Here is a 16,456-nt window from a genome sequence, read left to right on the forward strand (position 1 = left end):
CCCTCGACACCGGAGCCTCAGGGCCCCACCGGCCGCACCCTCACAGCGGATAAGGGGAGGCGCCGCCCTCGATGGCCCGGGTCAGGTCGACGATGCGCCCGCCCAGCCGGAAGCGGTAGCGCCCCAGGATCTCCAGCTCCTCCGGCTCTCGGGCCAGCCACTGGCGGACCGCGTCCCGCTCCTGCTCATCGAGCCAGGCGCTGCGGTCGGACAGGCAGCGGTACCGGCTGGCCTCGGCCACGTCGCGCAGCCACTGCATCTGGGTGTCGTCCAGCAGGTTGCGGCGGTGCCGGAAGAAGACGACGTCGGGGTCCACGCCGATGACCTCGCCGAGCCACAGGCGGTTGATGCCCGCGTGCAGGGCGTTGCGGGCCTTGGCGTCGGACAGGTCGTCGGTGGCGTAGTTCTCCCACATGGGGGCCACGTCGGGTCCCACGCGCACGGCGTCGAGGATGCCCAGGGAGGGCATGAGCGGGGCGCCTGAGCCCAGGAGGAAGGCCTCGTCGCCGGCGGCCTCGCGCACGAGGCGCAGGCCCGCGCGGTAGGCCTCCTCCCGGTCGGCCTGCTCGTGGCGCACCCCGGGGATGGCAGCGGCGTTGATGAAGTCGAGCTTGAGGTAGGTGAAGCCCCAGTCCTCAACGATGCGCTCGATGGTCCGGCGCACATGGTCCTGAGCCGCGGGGTGGGTCAGATCCAGGGCGTGGTAGTCGCTGCCCCAGTTGGAGCCGGCCACGGCCGGGCGCCCATCGGCCTCGTGGACGAAGGCCTCGGGATGCTCGGCCAGCAGCCGCGAGCCGGGCAGGGCGATGAAGGGCGCCACCCACAGGCCCGGGCGCATGCCGGCCCGGCGGATGCGCTGGGCGGCATGCGCCATGCCGCGGCTGAAGCGGTCGTTGGCCCGCCAGTCCCCGACGGCGGCCTGCCAGCCGTCATCGATCTGCAGGGTCTCGAAGCCCAGGGCGGCGACCTGCGGGATCTCCTCATCGAGGGCCTCCTGGGAGATGCCCTCGTAGTAGGAGTACCAGGAGCACCACACGCTCTGCGCTTGGATCGGCCTGCGTCCCAGGCTCCGGGCGAGCTCGCGGGCGTAGGCGCGCAGGACGGTGGCGGCCGGGCCCGCCAGGATGACCCACTGGGCGGGCCGGCCGGTCTCGGTGAGGGCCTCCAGGGCCGCCCGGTCCACGCGCAGCCGCGGCGTGCCCCCCGTCAGGCAGCCCACGAGGAGGGCGCCGGCCTCGTCCTCCACCACCGCCAGCCAGGAGGAGTGGTGCCGCACCGGGTCGTCCCAGGCGTCGTCGTCGGCAGTGCGACGGCGCCGGTCGTTCTCGATCCGCATCGGCGCCTCGTCCAGGCACCGCCAGCCCGAGGGCGACCAGGAGTTCTGGCCGGTGCGGTAGACCTCGCCGTCACGCATGTCGTGAAGGACGCTGAGGTGCGCGGCCTCGACCCGCACCTGCGGCACCGCTGCGGAGCCGGCCTCAGGACAGGTCACGACGCCGTCGGTGGCCAGGGCGATGCTCCGGCCACCGAGCTCGATCCGGTGAATCACGGGTGCTCTCCATTCCCTCCGCCTCAGGCGGGCCTGCCCGCCCCTGCCCCCACCCTCCCACAAGGCTCCCACCCGGGCCGCGCCGGCGGGCCGGGTCGACTGGTCGGGCGTGGGGACGGGCCGCCGCACGGGCCGCTCAGGCCTCCACCTGCCCCCGGGCGAAGTAGGCGGCCAGGCCCGGATCGAGCTCGGGCACGTCCCGGGGCAGGGAGCCGGAGCGCAGCGAGGCGGTGGCCAGGGCCCCGGCCGCAACCGCCTCGCGGGCCGCCACGGGCGAGGTCTCAGTGGCCCCGCCCTCGCGCGCGAAGCGCAGGAACTCATCCATGGTCCGCCGGTCAGCGCCCTCATGCCCGGCCCCCTCCTCGATGATGGGGTACTCGGCGCTGCCGCGCTCGGCGTACCCGGTGCGCCGCGTCCACACGCGCACCACCCCGCCATCGCCGTCGCCGAGGTTCTCGGCCCGCCCGCGCGTGCCGATGACCGTGTAGCTGCGCCAGTAGTCCGGGGTGAAGTGGCACTGCTGGTAGGAGGCCATCACCCCGTTGCGCATCCGCATCATGACCATGGACAGGTCCTCGACGTCGATGACGGGGTTGAGGCCGGTGACCTCATCGGCGGGCCAGTGGTTGTGGCTGAGCCAGTCCCTCATCATCATGCCCGCACTCGTCCCGGGCTCGCGGCGGGGCCGGGAGGCGTAGACCATGAGATCGCCCATCCCCACCACGCGGGCGGTGGCCGAGCCGGCGATCCAGTGCATGACGTCGATGTCGTGGGCGGCCTTCTGGAGCAGCAGGCCCGTGACCCGGGAGCGCTCGGCGTGCCAGTCCCGGAAGTAGTAGTCCCCGCCGTTACCCACGAAGTGCCGGCACCAGATGGCCTTGACCTCGCCGATCTCGCCGCGGTCGACCACCTCCTTGAGCAGGCGCACCACCGCCATGTGGCGCATGTTGTGCCCCACGTACAGGCGGGTGCCCGTGCGCCGCGCGGCGGCCAGCACCCGGTCGGCGCCCTCCAGGGTGATGGCCAGGGGCTTCTCCAGGTAGACGGGGACCCCGGCCCGGAGGAAGTCGATGGCCAGCTCCTCGTGCGTGTCGTCCGGCGTGGTCAGCACCACGCCGTCCAGGCCACGGTCCAGCAGCCGGCGGTGATCGGGGACCACCTCCACGCCCGGGGGCAGGAGGCGCTCGGCCCGCGCGACGGCGTCGGGGGCCGTGTCGGCGGCCGCCACCAGCCGGGCGGGCACCGAGGAGGAGTCGGCCAGCGCCGCCAGGGGGCTGCGCGCCCCGATGCCGACAACGCCGATGCGCAACGGATCCATGCCCCTCAACCTACTAGCCCGCCGGCCCGTCCCCCACTCCCCGGGGCCCGGCCGGCGGACGCGGCGCGGATCGCCCCCTCCGGACGCGGATCTGCCCCTCTGGACGCAGGTTGGCCCGCTCTTGCCCTGCCATAGTGCGTCTGAAGGGGGAGAAGTGCGCCGGAGCCGGGTCAGTCCTGGTGGTCCTGGCGCGCCGCCCACCAGGAGTGGAGCGCCTCGCGGGCCGCCTCCTGCCCCAGGGGCCCGCGCTCCATGCGCAGGTCCAGCAGGAAGCGGTAGGCCTGGCCCACCGCCGGCCCGGGCTTCAGGCCCAGCTCGGCCATGATCTGGCCCCCGTCCAGGTCGGGGCGGATCGCGGCCAGCTCCTCGGCCTCGCGCAGGGCGGCGATGCGCTCCTCCAGGTCGTCATAGGCCGCATCGAGCATCCGGGCCTTGCGCCGGTTGCGGGTGGTGACATCGGCCCGGGTCAGGCGGTGGAGGCGCTCCAGCAGCGGTCCGGCATCGGTGACGTAGCGGCGCACCGCGGAGTCCGACCAGCCGGAGTCGGCGTAGCCGTGGAAGCGCAGGTGCAGCTCGACCAGGCGCGAGACGTCCTTGATGGTCTGCTTGTCGAAGCGCAGGGCGCGCAGGCGCTTGGCGCTCATGCGGGCCCCCACGTGGTCGTGGCCGTGGAAGGTCACGGTGCCATCGGGCAGGAAGCGCCGGGTGGCGGGCTTGCCGATGTCGTGGAGGATCGCGGCCAGGCGCAGCACCAGGTCGGGGCCGGGAACGGGGCCATCCGCACCGGTCTCCAGGTCCATGGCCTGATCCAGGACGGTCAGGGTGTGCTCGTAGACGTCCTTGTGGCGGCGGTGCTCATCCACGGTCTCGCGCAGGGCCGACAGCTCGGGCAGGACGACGTCGGCCACGCCCGTGTGCACCATGAGCTCCAGGCCCCGGCGCGGCCAGGGCGAGATGAGCAGCCGCTCCAGCTCGGCACGCACCCGCTCGGCCGAGACGATCTCCAGGCGGGAGGCCATCTCCTCCATCGCATCCATGACCTCCATCTCGACATCGAAGCCGAGCTGGGCGGCGAAGCGCGCGGCCCGCATGATCCGCAGGGGGTCGTCGTCGAAGGACTGGGTGGCGGCCACGGGGGTGCGCAGGACACCGGCGCGCAGGTCGGCCAGCCCCCCGTGGGGGTCGACGAGCTCCAGGTCGGGCAGGCGCAGCGCCATGGCATTGACGGTGAAGTCGCGCCGGGTGAGGTCGCCCTCCAGGGTCCTGCCGTACTCCACGGCCGGCTTGCGGGAGCCCGCCTGGTAGGACTCGGTGCGGTAGGTGGTCACCTCGACCACCACCTCGCCCTTGCGCGCCCCGATGGTTCCGAAGTCCCTGCCCACATCCCAGCAGGCCTCCCCCCACTGCCGCAGGATCGCCTCGCTGTCCTGGGGGTGGGCCGAGGTGGTCAGGTCCAGGTCGTGGGGGGCCAGGCCGAGGAAGGCGTCGCGGACCGGGCCGCCCACCAGGGCGATCTCGTGACCCGCGCGCGTGAAGGCGTGGGCCAGGGCCGCCAGGGACACGGGCAGGTCCGCGAGCGCGGCGCGGGCCGTGGGCGTCAGGCCCCCGGCGTCGACGGGCTCCTGGGGCAGGGATGTCGGGTTCGGGCGTGGAGTCATCGGGCCAAGCCTGCCATGACGGGTCGCCCCGCCGCTGGCGCTCCACTCCCCAGGCACTCCCCGGGGACTCCCCACCACCCGCTCATGCGGCCCCGAGCCCACGGGCCCTCCATGCCGAGACGCACACGGGGCACACCAGCATCCCGGGCCCCGGAGCACCTACAGTGTCCCCATGCCGACTCATCGCACTCGCACGACCCACACGGCCGACCCGGCCGGTCGCACGAGTGCACGCAGCCTGCCCGTGGTCGATGAGACCAGCGCGGGCGGCCTGGTCGTCGATGTTCAGAACGGGCAGGCCTTCGCCGCCGTCATCGCCCGCAGGAACCGGGGCGGCCGCCTGGAGTGGTGCCTGCCCAAGGGGCACCTGGAGGGACGCGAGACGCCGCAGGAGGCAGCGGTCCGCGAGATCGCCGAGGAGACGGGGATCACCAGTCGCGTGCTGCGCCACCTGGCCACCATCGACTACTGGTTCGCCGGTGATGAGCACCGCGTCCACAAGGTCGTCCACCACTTCCTGCTGGAGGCCATGGGAGGCGACCTGACCACCGACAACGACCCCGACCACGAGGCCGAGGATGTGGCCTGGGTGGCCCTGGACGATGTTGCGCGCCGCCTGGCCTACCCCAATGAGCGCCGCATCGTGGCAGCGGCCCGCAAGATCCTGGTGGGGGATGAATGAGGCTGCTCAGCCACCGCCCCCGCAGAGCGGTGCCCATGCGGGCCATGGCCAGGCTGGCCGCCCTTCTGGGGGTGCTCAGCCTCGTCCTGGCCTTCGCGGCGCTGCCCCGCGATGCCGCCCCGGGCGTCAGGGGCGCCGAGCCCACCGGCACGCAGATGCGCCCGGCCGGTGAGCCCGCCGCCACCAGTACCCGGGACCGCCCGGAGCCGGCAGGGGCCCAGGCCGAGCCCGTGGCCGGCCAGGTGACCCTGAGCCTGGAGGCGCTGTCCCCCGAGGTGCTGCGAAGCGGCAGCGAGCTGTCCGTGAGCGGCACCATCATCAACGGGACCGATGACCCGATCTCGGGCCTGTCCCTGGCCACCCAGGTCCAGGAGCGCACGGAGATCACCACCAGCGCCCTGTCCCTATGGCTCGCCGAGGAGCGGGACACCTCCCTGTCCCAGGCGGTTGAGACGCCTCTGGACCAGGAGATCGCCCCCGGCCAGAGGGCGGCCTTCTCGGTGACGCTGAGCACCGAGGAGCTGCCCCTGTCCGAGCCCGATCAGTGGGGGCCGCGGGGCATCCAGGTGGCGCTGAACGGCGGCGGCGCCACGATCGCGCAGGACCGCAGCATCCTCGTCTGGGACAGCGGCGCCTCGGTGGAGCCCGCCGCCATCACCACGGTGGTGCCGGTGACGGCCTCCCCCGAGGAGCTCGCGGTGCTGACCCTGCCCGAGGCCCAGGGATCCGAGACCGGTGTCAGCATCCACACCATCCGGCAGCGCGTCACCAGTCTGCTCGAACTGGCCGACAGCGGCGTCGTCCTGGCTGTCGATCCGGCACTGACACAGGCCCTGGGGATCGATGCGAGCTCTTTCCAGGGCACCCTCAGCGGCACTGCGCCGGTATCGCCCACGGCCAGCCCCCCGGCCCCCTCCCCGCCGCCCGAGGGCGGCGGCGCTGAGGCGGGCGCCGGGCCCACGGGAGGCGCGCCGGATCCGGCCTCCACCGCCTCCCCGGCGCCCGGGCCGTCACCCACCGCCTCGGGGCAGGAGGACCCGGGGCAGGGTGGGCAGTCGGCCGATGAGATCGCCGAGCTGACCGCGGCCCTGACCCGGGCCATCGCCAACGGCGAGGTCATCGCCCTGCCCTGGGACGATGTCGATGTGGCGGCGATGGCGCACACCGGTGGCACCGCCCTGGTGTCCTCGGCCCATGAGCGCGCCCAGTCCTCCACGCTGGCCGGGGCGGGCGCCCGGACCACGGTGTCCTGGGCGGCCTCCTCGCAGCTGGACGCCGCCACCCTGGAGGCGCTTCCGGAGTCGACCACCACGGTGATCGCCCCGCCGGGCTCCATGCCCGCCGCCGAGGATCTGACCTACACGCCCTCGGGCGTTGCCAGTATCGGGGACCGCACCATCATCCTGCCCGATGAGGGACTGTCCCTGGCGGCCTCAGGGCGCCTGCCCGAGGATCTGGCCTCGCCTGAGGCCCAGGAGCTCAGCGATCTGGATGCCCGCCAGCTGCTGCGCGGGCAGACCGCGATCATCACCCGCCAGGCCCCGGTGCTGGCCCGCAGCCTCGTCGTCACCCTGGACCGCCAGGCCGGCGCCGCCCTGGACGCCGAGACGGTCGAGGCACGGCTGAACGCGCTGCGCGACACCCCCTGGACCTCCACCCGCAGCCTGGGCGACGTCGCCGGCCTCATGGACCGCGCACGGCGGGATGGCGGCGAGGAGGCCGTGGTCGAGCGCCTGGCGCCCCCTGAGGAGGAGGTCATCGACCAGGGCGAGGCGTCGCGCAGCACCGTCATGCAGGCCCGCCAGGCGGGCAGGCGCCTGGACTCGATCGCCTCGGTGCTCTCCCATCCCGCCGCGGCCCTGGGCCGATCCGACGACGTGGAGTCCGTCATCTCCTCGGCCTCGTGGCGCGCGGCGCCCCAGGCGCGCAGCACCCACATCGACCGGGCGCTGGCCGCGGGCGAGACGGTCACCTCCTCGCTGAGCGCGGCGCCCTCCTCGACGATCAACATCATCAACTCCGAGGCCGTCCTGCCCGTGAGGATCACCTCCTCCCTGGACCAGGATGCGACTGTCCAGGTGCGCCTCATCTCCGACAGCCAGCGCCTCCAGATACCCAGCACCACCGTCGTCGAGGTTCCCGCCGGCAGCGAGGCCACGGCCAAGATGCCGGTGACCGCCGTGGGCTCGGGGGAGGTCAACCTGACTGTCCAAGTCCTGGCGGCCGACGGCACGCCCGTCGGCGCGCCCTCCACCGTGCACCTGCAGGTGCGCGCGGACTGGGAATCCGTGGGCACCGCGATCATCGGGATCGCCCTGGTGCTCATCCTCGTGGTCGGCGTCGTGCGCACTGTGCGCCGCGGCCGGCGCACTGCCCTGCCCCCTGCCGCACAGGAGCCCGCATGACCACACCCCGCCACGCCCGCCCCCGGCGCTCGCTGCTCTCACCGAGCGCCAACCGCAGCCAGGCCTCCCTGGCGCGGTCCTCGGCGATCATGGCCTCGGGGACACTGGTCTCGCGCATTCTGGGCCTGGTGCGCAACGCCCTCATGGTGGTGGCCCTGGGGGCCACGGGCTCGGGCGCCGCGGACGCCTTCAACACGGCCAACAACCTGCCCACCAATCTCTACAACATGATGATCGGCGGCGTCCTCAACGCCATCCTGGTGCCGCAGATCGTGCGCGCCCTGCGCAAGCGCAACGGCGAGGAGCTGGTCAACCGGCTGCTGACCGCGGCCGCCACGGTCATGCTGCTGCTGACCTGCATCATGACCGCGGCGGCCCCGCTCATCTTCTTCATCAACGCCTCCTCACTGGCCTCGGGGCGCTGGCAGGGCCTGGCCTTCGCCTTCGCCTTCTGGTTCATGCCGCAGATCTTCTTCTACGGCCTGTACGCCCTGTGGGGCCAGGTGCTCAACGCCCGCTCCAGCTTCGGCCCCTACATGTGGTCGCCGGTGCTCAACAACATCATCTCCATCGCCTCGATCCTGGCCTATCTCCGCATCTACGGCTCCTACACCGAGGGGCAGGGGCCCGAGGTCTGGGACGCGGGCCGCATCACCCTCATCGGGGCCATGACGACCCTGGGGATCGTCGCCCAGGCCCTCATCCTCTACATCCCCCTGGTCCGCTCCGGCTTCCGCCCCAGGATCGTGTTCGGCATCCGGGGCCTGGGACTGGGGCAGAGCTCGAAGGTGGCCATGTGGGCCCTCCTGGGCGTGGTCATCGTCTCGCTGAGCACATGGGCGACCTCCAACCTGGGCTCGGCCGCGGTGACCGCCTCCGAGCTCCCCGAGTACGCCGATGTCATCGTGCCCTCGACGACGATGTGGTCCAACGCCTACCTGGTCTACATCCTGCCCCAGTCACTGGTGGTCACCTCGATCATCACCGCCCTGTTCACCCGCATGAGCGAGAAGGCCTCGGCGGGCGACCGCCAGGGGGTGCGCGACGACCTGTCCCTGGGCCTGCGCTCGGCAGGGGTCTTCACCATCCTGGCCACGGCCGGGATCTGCGTCCTGGCGGTGCCCGCCCTGCAGGTCTTCACCCCCTCCATCTCCCTGGCCGAGGCCCAGGCCAGCGCCCCGGTGCTGGTCTTCCTGGCCCTGGGGATCGTGCCCCAGGGCTTCTGGTTCACCGCCCAGCGCGTCATGCTGGCCTATGAGGACACCAAGCGGCTGCTCATCGCCGATACCGTCGCCGGCGTCCTGCCCATGCTCATCTGCGGCCTGGCCTACCTGGCGGCGCCCGCCAACCACTGGATGGCCTGGGCGGCCCTGGCCAACACCCTGAGCCAGGTGGCCGCCTGCGTCGTCGTCGTGCCGCTGATCCGCCGCCACCTGCCGAGCCTGGATGGGCGCCGGGTGACGGCCACCCATGTGCGCCTGGTGATCGCGGTCGCCCCGGCGGTCATCGTCGGCCTCATCCTGCTGGCCCTCATGGGGCCGGTCGACGCCGAGGCCAGCCTCGCGCGGCTCCTGGGGGCCCTGGTGCAGGTGCTGGTCGTGGCCACGCTCATGTCCCTCATCTACCTGGTCATGGGGCGCGTGGTCCATGTTGAGGAGATCGTGGTGGCCTTCCGCCCGGTCTCGCGGATCGTGGGCAAGCTCGGCCGCCTCCTGCCGGGACCGCTGGGGCGCTCCCTGCTGTCCCTGGCGGCCTGGATGTCCCCACCGCCCCCGCCGGCGCGACTGCCCCCGCCACCGCCCCAGGCCGATGCCGCGCCCGCCAGCGCGCCCGGCCCGGCCGGCCCACACCCCTCCGGCCCGGTGAGCCCCCACCCCTCCGCCCAGGCACCCGCCCAGCCGTCACTGCCCCCCGCCCTGCCGCCCCGGATGCGGCCGGCGGCCCGGCACGCAGCAGTCCCACCGACCGCGGTGCACCCGGCCCCGCAGCCACCGCCGGCCCCCACGACCCCGCCGACCCCGGCCCATGGGGCGCAGCGGGCGGCCATGGTGCCGCCTCCCCCTGCGCCCCCCGCGAACACCCGCAGGGCGGCTCCACCGGCGCAGCCTCACGGTTCGGCCGCAATCCCACCGCCCCCACCACCGCCCGGCATGCCGGAGTCCGGGGAATCATTCATGGTTTCCTCCCAATCCGGTCACATCAAGCCTGTGCAAAGCCCACAGGCGGTTACGATGGGTCCACCGATCATTCATGGACAGACCCCCCAGGGAAGGAGACGCATGTCTGAGGCGACCCCTATCGGCAGTGGCCGTTACGGGCTCCTGGGAACACTGTCCACCACGCTGCCCCGGATCGTGCGCCACCGCGGCGTCGATACGATCCTTGACCGCGAGGTGACCATCCTCGTGCTCACCGATGCCTCCGTGCACCGGGACAATGTGCTGGACTCCGCCTCGCGCGCCGTCCTGGTCGAGGATGAGCGGCTCCAGCGGGTCTACGACGTCGAGCGCGATGAGCCCTCGATCATCGTCACCGAGCCGCTGACGGGGCGCACCTTCAGCGCCCTGGTCTCCCGGGGCATCTCACCGGCGCAGGTGCGCGCCATCATCGGCGAGACCGCTCAGGCACTCGATGCGGGAGCGCGCCGGGGCCTGCACCACCTCAACCTCTCGCCCGAGTCCATCCGCGTCCTGCCCGGCGGTGAGGTCAAGGTCAGCGGACTGGGCATCGAGTCGGCGGCCCTGGACCTGGAGAACAGGATCGCCGGGAACGACCCGCTGGCCGCTGACCGCGCCGATGCGCGCGCCCTGGTCGAGATCCTCTACTACGGCCTGACCGGGCGCTGGCCCGGCAAGCGCCCCGGCATCCCCTCGGCACCCCGCCTGGGCGGGGTGCCGGTGACCCCCTCGACCCTCGTGTCGGGCATCGACCCGATCCTGGACGATCTGTGCGTGCGCACCTGGAGCGGCCAGCCGCCGATCTCGGCCTCCGAGGTGGCCCGGGCCCTGGGCACCTGGGACCCGGTCAAGGGGTATGCCGCCGAGCCGAGGCCCGCCGCGGCGCCCGCCACCCCCCCGAGCCCCGCTGCGGCGCCCGCCACGACGACAGGGGCTGCGGCTGTGGCCAGCGCCGCCCGCGGGGTCCTGGGCCGCCTGCGCCGCTCGGGGGCCGGAGCCGGGGTCTCCACCGCGCCGCCGGCCAGGCAGGACCTCCCGGCGCGCAAGCCCATTCTGGGCGCCGCCTCCTCCTCCGAGGCGCCCACCACCGCCCCAGGGCCCTCCGCGGCCGCAGGGCCGCTGGAGGAGCACGGGGGCGGCGCTGCGCTGCAGTCCGCGGGGCTCCCGGGCACGGAGCACCAGGGTGCGGCCGCACCGGAGCCCATCGAGGGCTCCGCCGACCGCGAGCAGGAGTACGTCCAGGTCACCGGTCCGATCAACCCGATCCCCAGCGTCCTGACCAATGTCTCCGAGACCGCTCCGGCCACGGCGCCAGTGCCGGCCGAGCCCTTCACCGGCAGCTTCGAGGTCGACTTCGACGACTACGAGGAGGACGACCCCGAGGTCACCCGGTCGGTCAGCCGCACCACCACTGGGGTCATCATCGTCATGGTGGCGGCCCTGGTCATCGGTGTGGGGATGGCAGTGGCCAGTCTCCTGCGCCTGGCGGGTGTGAGCTTCACCGATCCCGACCAGGCCGCGGCCGAGACCGTGCCCTCGGCATCCCAGTCGGTCAACGGAACCGGTGACAGCGCTCAGCCCGGGCCCCAGGAGGAGCCCGCGGCCCCCATCACCGTGGCCAGCACCCAGGCGGTCGACCCCAGTGGCAACCGCGCCCACCCCGAGCTGGTCCACCTCCTGACCGATGGCGCCACCGACCGCCCGTGGTTCACCCAGTACCACAACGATCCCGACCTGGGGGGCAATGGTCTGGGCGTCGCGATCATCCTGGAGCAGCCCGCCACGGTCTCGCGCATCGAGATGCAGGGCACCGGCCAGGGCGGGCATGTGCAGATCCGGGCCACCACCCCGGAGGACCCCCAGGGCGGCACCGTGCTGGCCGAGGGCGAGTTCACCCAGGGCACGACCTCCTTCGATCTCACCCCCGCCGAGACCTCGTCCATCGTCATCTGGGTGACCTACATGCCCCGATCCTCAGATGGCGACAACAAGGCCACTATCTCGGAGATCACTCTCCAATAGGCCCTTCCGGTGGGAACAGTGCTGTTTAATCGGTGGTTGCACTGTGTGATACGTGCCGAGCCCCTCACCCCAGGAGAGTCATGATTCACGACGTCGTCATCGTCGGTTCCGGTCCCGCCGGCTACACGGCCGCCATCTACGCGGCCAGGGCCCAGCTCTCGCCTCTTGTCCTGGCAGGCTCGGTGACCGCCGGCGGGGCGCTGATGAACACCACGGAGGTGGAGAACTACCCCGGTTTCATCGAGGGCATCATGGGCCCCGCGCTGATGAACCAGATGCAGGAGCAGGCTGAGCGCTTCGGCGCTGAGATCCGCTACGAGGACGTCACCGCCATGGAGCTGCAGGGCGAGATCAAGCGCCTGACCACCGAGGAGGGCACCTACGAGGCCCGCACGGTCATCATCTCCACCGGCTCGGAGTACCGCCACCTGGGCCTGGAGGGCGAGGAGCGGCTGGCGGGGCACGGGGTGTCCTACTGCGCCACCTGCGACGGCTTCTTCTTCAAGGACCAGAACATCGTCGTCGTCGGGGGCGGGGACTCGGCCATGGAGGAGGCGACCTTCCTCACCCGCTTCGGCAAGTCGGTGACGGTGGTCCACCGCCGCGATGAGCTGCGGGCCTCGGCGGTCATGGCCCAGCGCGCGAAGGACGACCCCAAGATCTCCTTCGCGTGGAACTCCCGCGTCGTGGAGCTCCACGGCGAGGACTCCCTGACCGGCGTGACCCTGGAGGACACCGTCACCGGGGAGCGCCGCCTGCTGGAGGCCACCGGGCTGTTCGTGGCCATCGGCCAGATCCCCCGCAGCGAGCTCGTCGCCGATGCGCTGGACCTGGATGAGGCCGGATACATCCGTGTCGAGGCGCCCTCGCAGCGCACGAGGATCCCCGGGGTCTTCGCCTGCGGCGACGTCGCCGACCCCACCTACCAGCAGGCGATCACCGCTGCGGGCTCCGGCTGCCGCGCAGCCCTGGACGCCGAGCACTACCTGGCCGATCTGCAGGCCTGACATCCCGCACCTCAAGGAGAGAAGCACCATGTCTGATGTACTCGCTGTCACCGACGCCACTCTGGACACCGAGGTCATGAAGTCCGAGACGCCCGTCGTCATCGACTTCTGGGCCGAGTGGTGCGGGCCGTGCCGCCAGATGGCCCCCGTGGTCGATGAGCTGGCCGCCGAGATGGGCGACCGCGTCAAGTTCGTCAAGATCGACGTCGACTCCAACCCCTCGGCCGCCGCCTCCTTCGGCGTGCGATCGATCCCGACCTTCGCGGTGGTCCGCGAGGGGGAGGTCTTCCACCAGTTCGCCGGTGCGCGCTCCAAGGCCTCCTTCAAGTCCGAGGTGGAGAAGGTTCTCAACTAGGGCCGCAGGCTCGGCCAGGCGCCCGGTCCGCCCCGGTCGTCGCAGGCCGAGGCCGGGCGATGAGGGGCCCCGCTCATGCAGCGGGGCCCCTCATGCCTCCCGCCGCGGGCCCGCGCCATGCGGCTGGCACATGGCGCGCGGATGATCGCAACCAGGAGCCTGGGTCCTAGAATGGCTCCGATCGATCCGCTGAGAGGGCAGGGCATGCACTACATCTCCACCAGGGGCGCCATGGACCCCGCCGGCTTCACCGACGTCCTGCTGTCGGGACTGGCGCCCGACGGCGGGCTGGCCGTTCCGGCGCAGCTGCCCGCCCTCAGCGCCGACAGGCTCCAGGAGTGGCGGGCACTGGACTACCCGGCGCTGGCCACGGAGGTCATCGGGCTCTTCGCCACCGATATCCCGCGCGAGGATCTGGCAGCCATGACGGCGGCGGCCTACGGGCCGCAGCGATTCCCCGCGCCGGTGGTGCCGGTCACGGCGATCGATGTCGGGCCGGAGGCCGAGGGGCTGGCGCTCGTGGGGCTCTCCGAGGGGCCGACCATGGCCTTCAAGGATCTGGCCATGCAGTTCCTGGGCCAGGCCATCCCGTATGTGCTGTCCCGCCAGGGGCGGGTGCTCAACATCCTGGGGGCGACCTCCGGTGACACGGGCTCCGCGGCGGAGCACGCCTTCCGCGGCCAGGAGGGGGTGAGCGTCTTCATGCTCTCACCGGCCGGCCGGATGAGCGCCGTGCAGCGGGCGCAGATGTACTCCCTGCAGGACGCCAATATCCACAACATCGCCGTGCGCGGGGTCTTCGACGACTGCCAGGCCCTGGTCAAGGCCCTCAGCAATGACGCCGCCTTCAAGGCCGAGCACAGCCTGGGCGCCGTCAACTCCATCAACATCGGGCGCATCGCCGCCCAGGCCGTCTACTACGTGTGGGCCTGGCTGCGCCTCACCGACGGCCTGGAGGAGGGGCGCCGAGAGAGCCAGAAGGTCGATATCTGCGTCCCCTCGGGGAACTTCGGCAATATCTATGCCGGGCACCTGGCCCGCAGCATGGGGGTGCCGATCCGCCGGCTCATCCTGGCGACGAACGAGAACAATGTCCTGGAGGAGTTCTTCACCACCGGCATCTACGCCCCGCGCTCCGCCGAGGCGACACTGGCCACCTCCAGCCCCTCCATGGACATCTCCCGCGCCTCCAACCTGGAGCGGTTCCTGTGGGCCCTTCTGGGCCCCGAGGCCTTCGTCGAGCGCTGGGCGGAGCTGGAGTCCACCGGCCGCCTGGACCTATCCGATGAGGTGGAGCGCATGCGCGAGGACTTCGGCTTCGAGGCGGGCGCCTCCACCCACGCCGACCGGCTCGCCGCGATCCGCCTCGTCCATGAGCGCACTGGCGCCGTCATCGATCCGCATACGGCCGACGGCGTGACGGTGGCCCTGCGGCTCATGGAGCCCGGTTTCCCCACCCTCGTCATGGAGACGGCCAAGGCCGCGAAGTTCCCCGACACCGTTGATGAGGCACTGGGGCGCCAGGTCCTCGACAGCCGTATCGTCGAGCTCCTGGCCCTGCCGCAGCGCTTCGAGACCATCGACAACGAGCAGGAGCCCCTGCGCTCGCTCATCGCCCAGCGGGCCATCCGGGCCTGAGCCCTTCCATCCCAGTGATGGCGTGCCGGGCCCGGACATCGATGAGGCGCCGGCTGAGCCAGGATCCGGGCAGCTCGGGCCGGGCATGGCGTTCCACAGCACTATCATTGATTCTTAAATCACTCTCTCTGGCCTCCCGCTCCACTCCAGGGAGAGCCCCGGCAGTGCCTGCGCGGCGGCCCTTGATGGATGGCTCTTGAGCAGCACTGCTCGCCCCGTGGCGGGGCAGTGGTCCGCAGTCCGGGTGCGCCTGGTGCACCCCCCGCTGTCAGGGCCGACGTGGCAGACTTGGCCTGCGGGCCCGCAGTGGGCCTGAGGAAAGGACATGCGCATGAGCGAAGCACCGCAGGGGAAGGGCAACCGACTCGACCCGTGGCTCGACAACTACGCCGCCCGAGCTCATGGCCTGCGTGCCTCTGAAACCCGGTCGCTCTTCGCCGTCGCCTCGCGCCCGGAGGTGGTCTCCCTGGCGGGAGGCATGCCCAATCTCAAGGATCTTCCGCTCGACCGGCTGGCGGAGGCCACGGCCAGCATGATCCGCAAGGACGGCGGCAAGGCCCTCCAGTACGGCAATGGCCAGGGGCTGCCCCGGCTGCGCGAGCAGATCACCGAGGTCATGGCACTGGAGGGGATCGACGCCGACCCCGAGGACGTCATCATCACCACAGGCTCCCAGCAGGCGGTCGACATCATCACCGAGCTGTTCACCGACCCGGGGGATGTCATCCTGGCCGAGGCTCCCACCTATGTCGGCTCCCTGTCCATCTTCTCCACCTACCAGGCCGATGTGCAGCAGGTGCCCATCGATGCCGACGGAGTCATTCCCGAGGCGCTGGAGGAGAGGATCCTCAACCTGGAGAGGGAGGGGCGGCGGATCAAGTTCTTCTACTGCCTCCCCAACTTCCACAATCCGGCAGGAGTGACCCTCAGTGAGGCGCGCCGCCCGCAGATCATCGAGATCTGCCGGAAGCACCATGTGCTTATCGTTGAGGATAATCCGTATGGTTTGCTTGGCTTTGAGGGTCAGACGTACACCGCGTTGAAAACGCTGGCTCCGGAGGACGTGGTCTACCTCGGCTCCTTCTCCAAGATCTTCGCGCCGGGATACCGGGTGGGCTGGGCAGTGGCTCCACCAGCGGTGAGGGAGAAGATGAAGCTGGCCTCGGAGGCGGCGATCCTGTGCCCGTCCTCAGTGGGCCAGTACTCGATCTCGATGTACCTCGACCAGTTCGACTGGCGTCAGCAGATCGAGGAGTTCCGCGGCATGTACCGCACGCGCAGGGATGCGATGATCTCCGCACTGGAGGAGCACATGCCCATGTGCCGCTGGAATGTCCCGGCCGGCGGGTTCTACGTGTGGCTCAACCTGCCTGAGGGAGTGGATGCCAAGGAGATGCTTCCCCGCGCTGTCACCAACCTCGTCGCCTACGTCTCGGGCACCGCCTTCTATGCCGGTGGTAGGGCTGGCCGAGACCATGTGCGCCTCTCCTTCTGCTATCCGGAGCCGGCCGAGATCCGCGAGGGCGTCAGGCGCCTGTCCGAAGTTGTTTCACGTGATCTTGAGATCCTGGAGCTCTTCGGCCCCGTCCCCGAACGCTCCCAAGGCAGTAACGGCATCAGCGCACCGGCCCCCGATCAGATTTGA

Annotated in this window: 10 protein-coding genes; 7 read left to right on the forward strand and 3 right to left on the reverse strand. The window is 71.6% G+C overall.

Going from position 1 to position 16,456, the window contains the following annotated elements; translation table 11 throughout:
- Positions 1-40: 40 nt before the first annotated feature.
- From J5X07_RS03400 to J5X07_RS03410, 3 genes are all read right to left on the reverse strand, one after another.
- Positions 41-1,549 carry a glycoside hydrolase family 36 protein gene (locus J5X07_RS03400; protein ID WP_208478684.1) on the reverse strand — a complete coding sequence of 503 codons (1,509 nt, stop codon included), beginning with the start codon at positions 1,547-1,549 and terminating at the stop codon, positions 41-43.
- Positions 1,550-1,685: 136 nt separating this feature from the next.
- Complete coding sequence (locus tag J5X07_RS03405; RefSeq protein ID WP_208478685.1) at positions 1,686-2,867, reverse strand: Gfo/Idh/MocA family protein; 1,182 nt, start codon at positions 2,865-2,867, stop codon at positions 1,686-1,688.
- Positions 2,868-3,037: 170 nt separating this feature from the next.
- Positions 3,038-4,525 (reverse strand): CCA tRNA nucleotidyltransferase, encoded by a 1,488-nt coding sequence (locus J5X07_RS03410; RefSeq protein ID WP_124933162.1) that lies wholly within the window; start codon positions 4,523-4,525, stop codon positions 3,038-3,040.
- A gap of 172 nt (positions 4,526-4,697) precedes the next feature.
- Between J5X07_RS03410 and J5X07_RS03415 the strand changes: the two genes are divergently transcribed.
- The 7 genes from J5X07_RS03415 (at position 4,698) to J5X07_RS03445 (ending at position 16,456) form a co-directional block, all read left to right on the forward strand.
- Complete coding sequence (locus J5X07_RS03415; protein WP_124933161.1) at positions 4,698-5,207, forward strand: NUDIX hydrolase; 510 nt, start codon at positions 4,698-4,700, stop codon at positions 5,205-5,207.
- Positions 5,204-7,612, forward strand: coding sequence for a DUF6049 family protein (locus J5X07_RS03420; protein ID WP_208478686.1), 2,409 nt, complete (start codon positions 5,204-5,206; stop codon positions 7,610-7,612). Before J5X07_RS03415 ends, J5X07_RS03420 begins: the two co-directional genes overlap by 4 nt.
- Entirely contained in the window at positions 7,609-11,811 is a 4,203-nt protein-coding gene (locus J5X07_RS03425; RefSeq protein WP_208478687.1) for a lipid II flippase MurJ, read from the forward strand. The genes J5X07_RS03420 and J5X07_RS03425 overlap by 4 nt, the downstream gene beginning before the upstream one ends.
- Positions 11,812-11,891: 80 nt before the next feature.
- Entirely contained in the window at positions 11,892-12,818 is a 927-nt protein-coding gene (trxB, locus tag J5X07_RS03430) for a thioredoxin-disulfide reductase (protein WP_208478688.1), read from the forward strand.
- Between the two features lie 28 nt (positions 12,819-12,846).
- The gene (gene trxA, locus J5X07_RS03435) at positions 12,847-13,173 is read left to right on the forward strand and encodes a thioredoxin (protein WP_124933158.1); all 327 of its coding nucleotides are present in this window, start codon (positions 12,847-12,849) and stop codon (positions 13,171-13,173) included.
- Positions 13,174-13,377: 204 nt separating this feature from the next.
- Entirely contained in the window at positions 13,378-14,811 is a 1,434-nt protein-coding gene (gene thrC, locus J5X07_RS03440; RefSeq protein WP_208478723.1) for a threonine synthase, read from the forward strand.
- Between the two features lie 331 nt (positions 14,812-15,142).
- Entirely contained in the window at positions 15,143-16,456 is a 1,314-nt protein-coding gene (locus J5X07_RS03445) for an aminotransferase-like domain-containing protein (RefSeq protein WP_124933157.1), read from the forward strand.

The organism is Actinomyces bowdenii (assembly GCF_017592395.1).
GTDB lineage: Bacteria > Actinomycetota > Actinomycetes > Actinomycetales > Actinomycetaceae > Actinomyces > Actinomyces bowdenii.

Excerpts from the sequence above, each read along its gene's own strand:
- J5X07_RS03415 (WP_124933161.1), top strand. The coding sequence starts at position 4,698 with ATGCCGACTCATCGCACTCGCACGACCCACACGGCCGACCCGGCCGGT.
- trxB (WP_208478688.1), top strand. The coding sequence starts at position 11,892 with ATGATTCACGACGTCGTCATCGTCGGTTCCGGTCCCGCCGGCTACACG.
- J5X07_RS03445 (WP_124933157.1), top strand. The coding sequence starts at position 15,143 with ATGAGCGAAGCACCGCAGGGGAAGGGCAACCGACTCGACCCGTGGCTC.
- thrC (WP_208478723.1), top strand. The coding sequence starts at position 13,378 with ATGCACTACATCTCCACCAGGGGCGCCATGGACCCCGCCGGCTTCACC.
- J5X07_RS03425 (WP_208478687.1), top strand. The coding sequence starts at position 7,609 with ATGACCACACCCCGCCACGCCCGCCCCCGGCGCTCGCTGCTCTCACCG.
- J5X07_RS03420 (WP_208478686.1), top strand. The coding sequence starts at position 5,204 with ATGAGGCTGCTCAGCCACCGCCCCCGCAGAGCGGTGCCCATGCGGGCC.
- J5X07_RS03405 (WP_208478685.1), bottom strand. The coding sequence starts at position 2,867 with ATGGATCCGTTGCGCATCGGCGTTGTCGGCATCGGGGCGCGCAGCCCC.
- J5X07_RS03410 (WP_124933162.1), bottom strand. The coding sequence starts at position 4,525 with ATGACTCCACGCCCGAACCCGACATCCCTGCCCCAGGAGCCCGTCGAC.
- trxA (WP_124933158.1), top strand. The coding sequence starts at position 12,847 with ATGTCTGATGTACTCGCTGTCACCGACGCCACTCTGGACACCGAGGTC.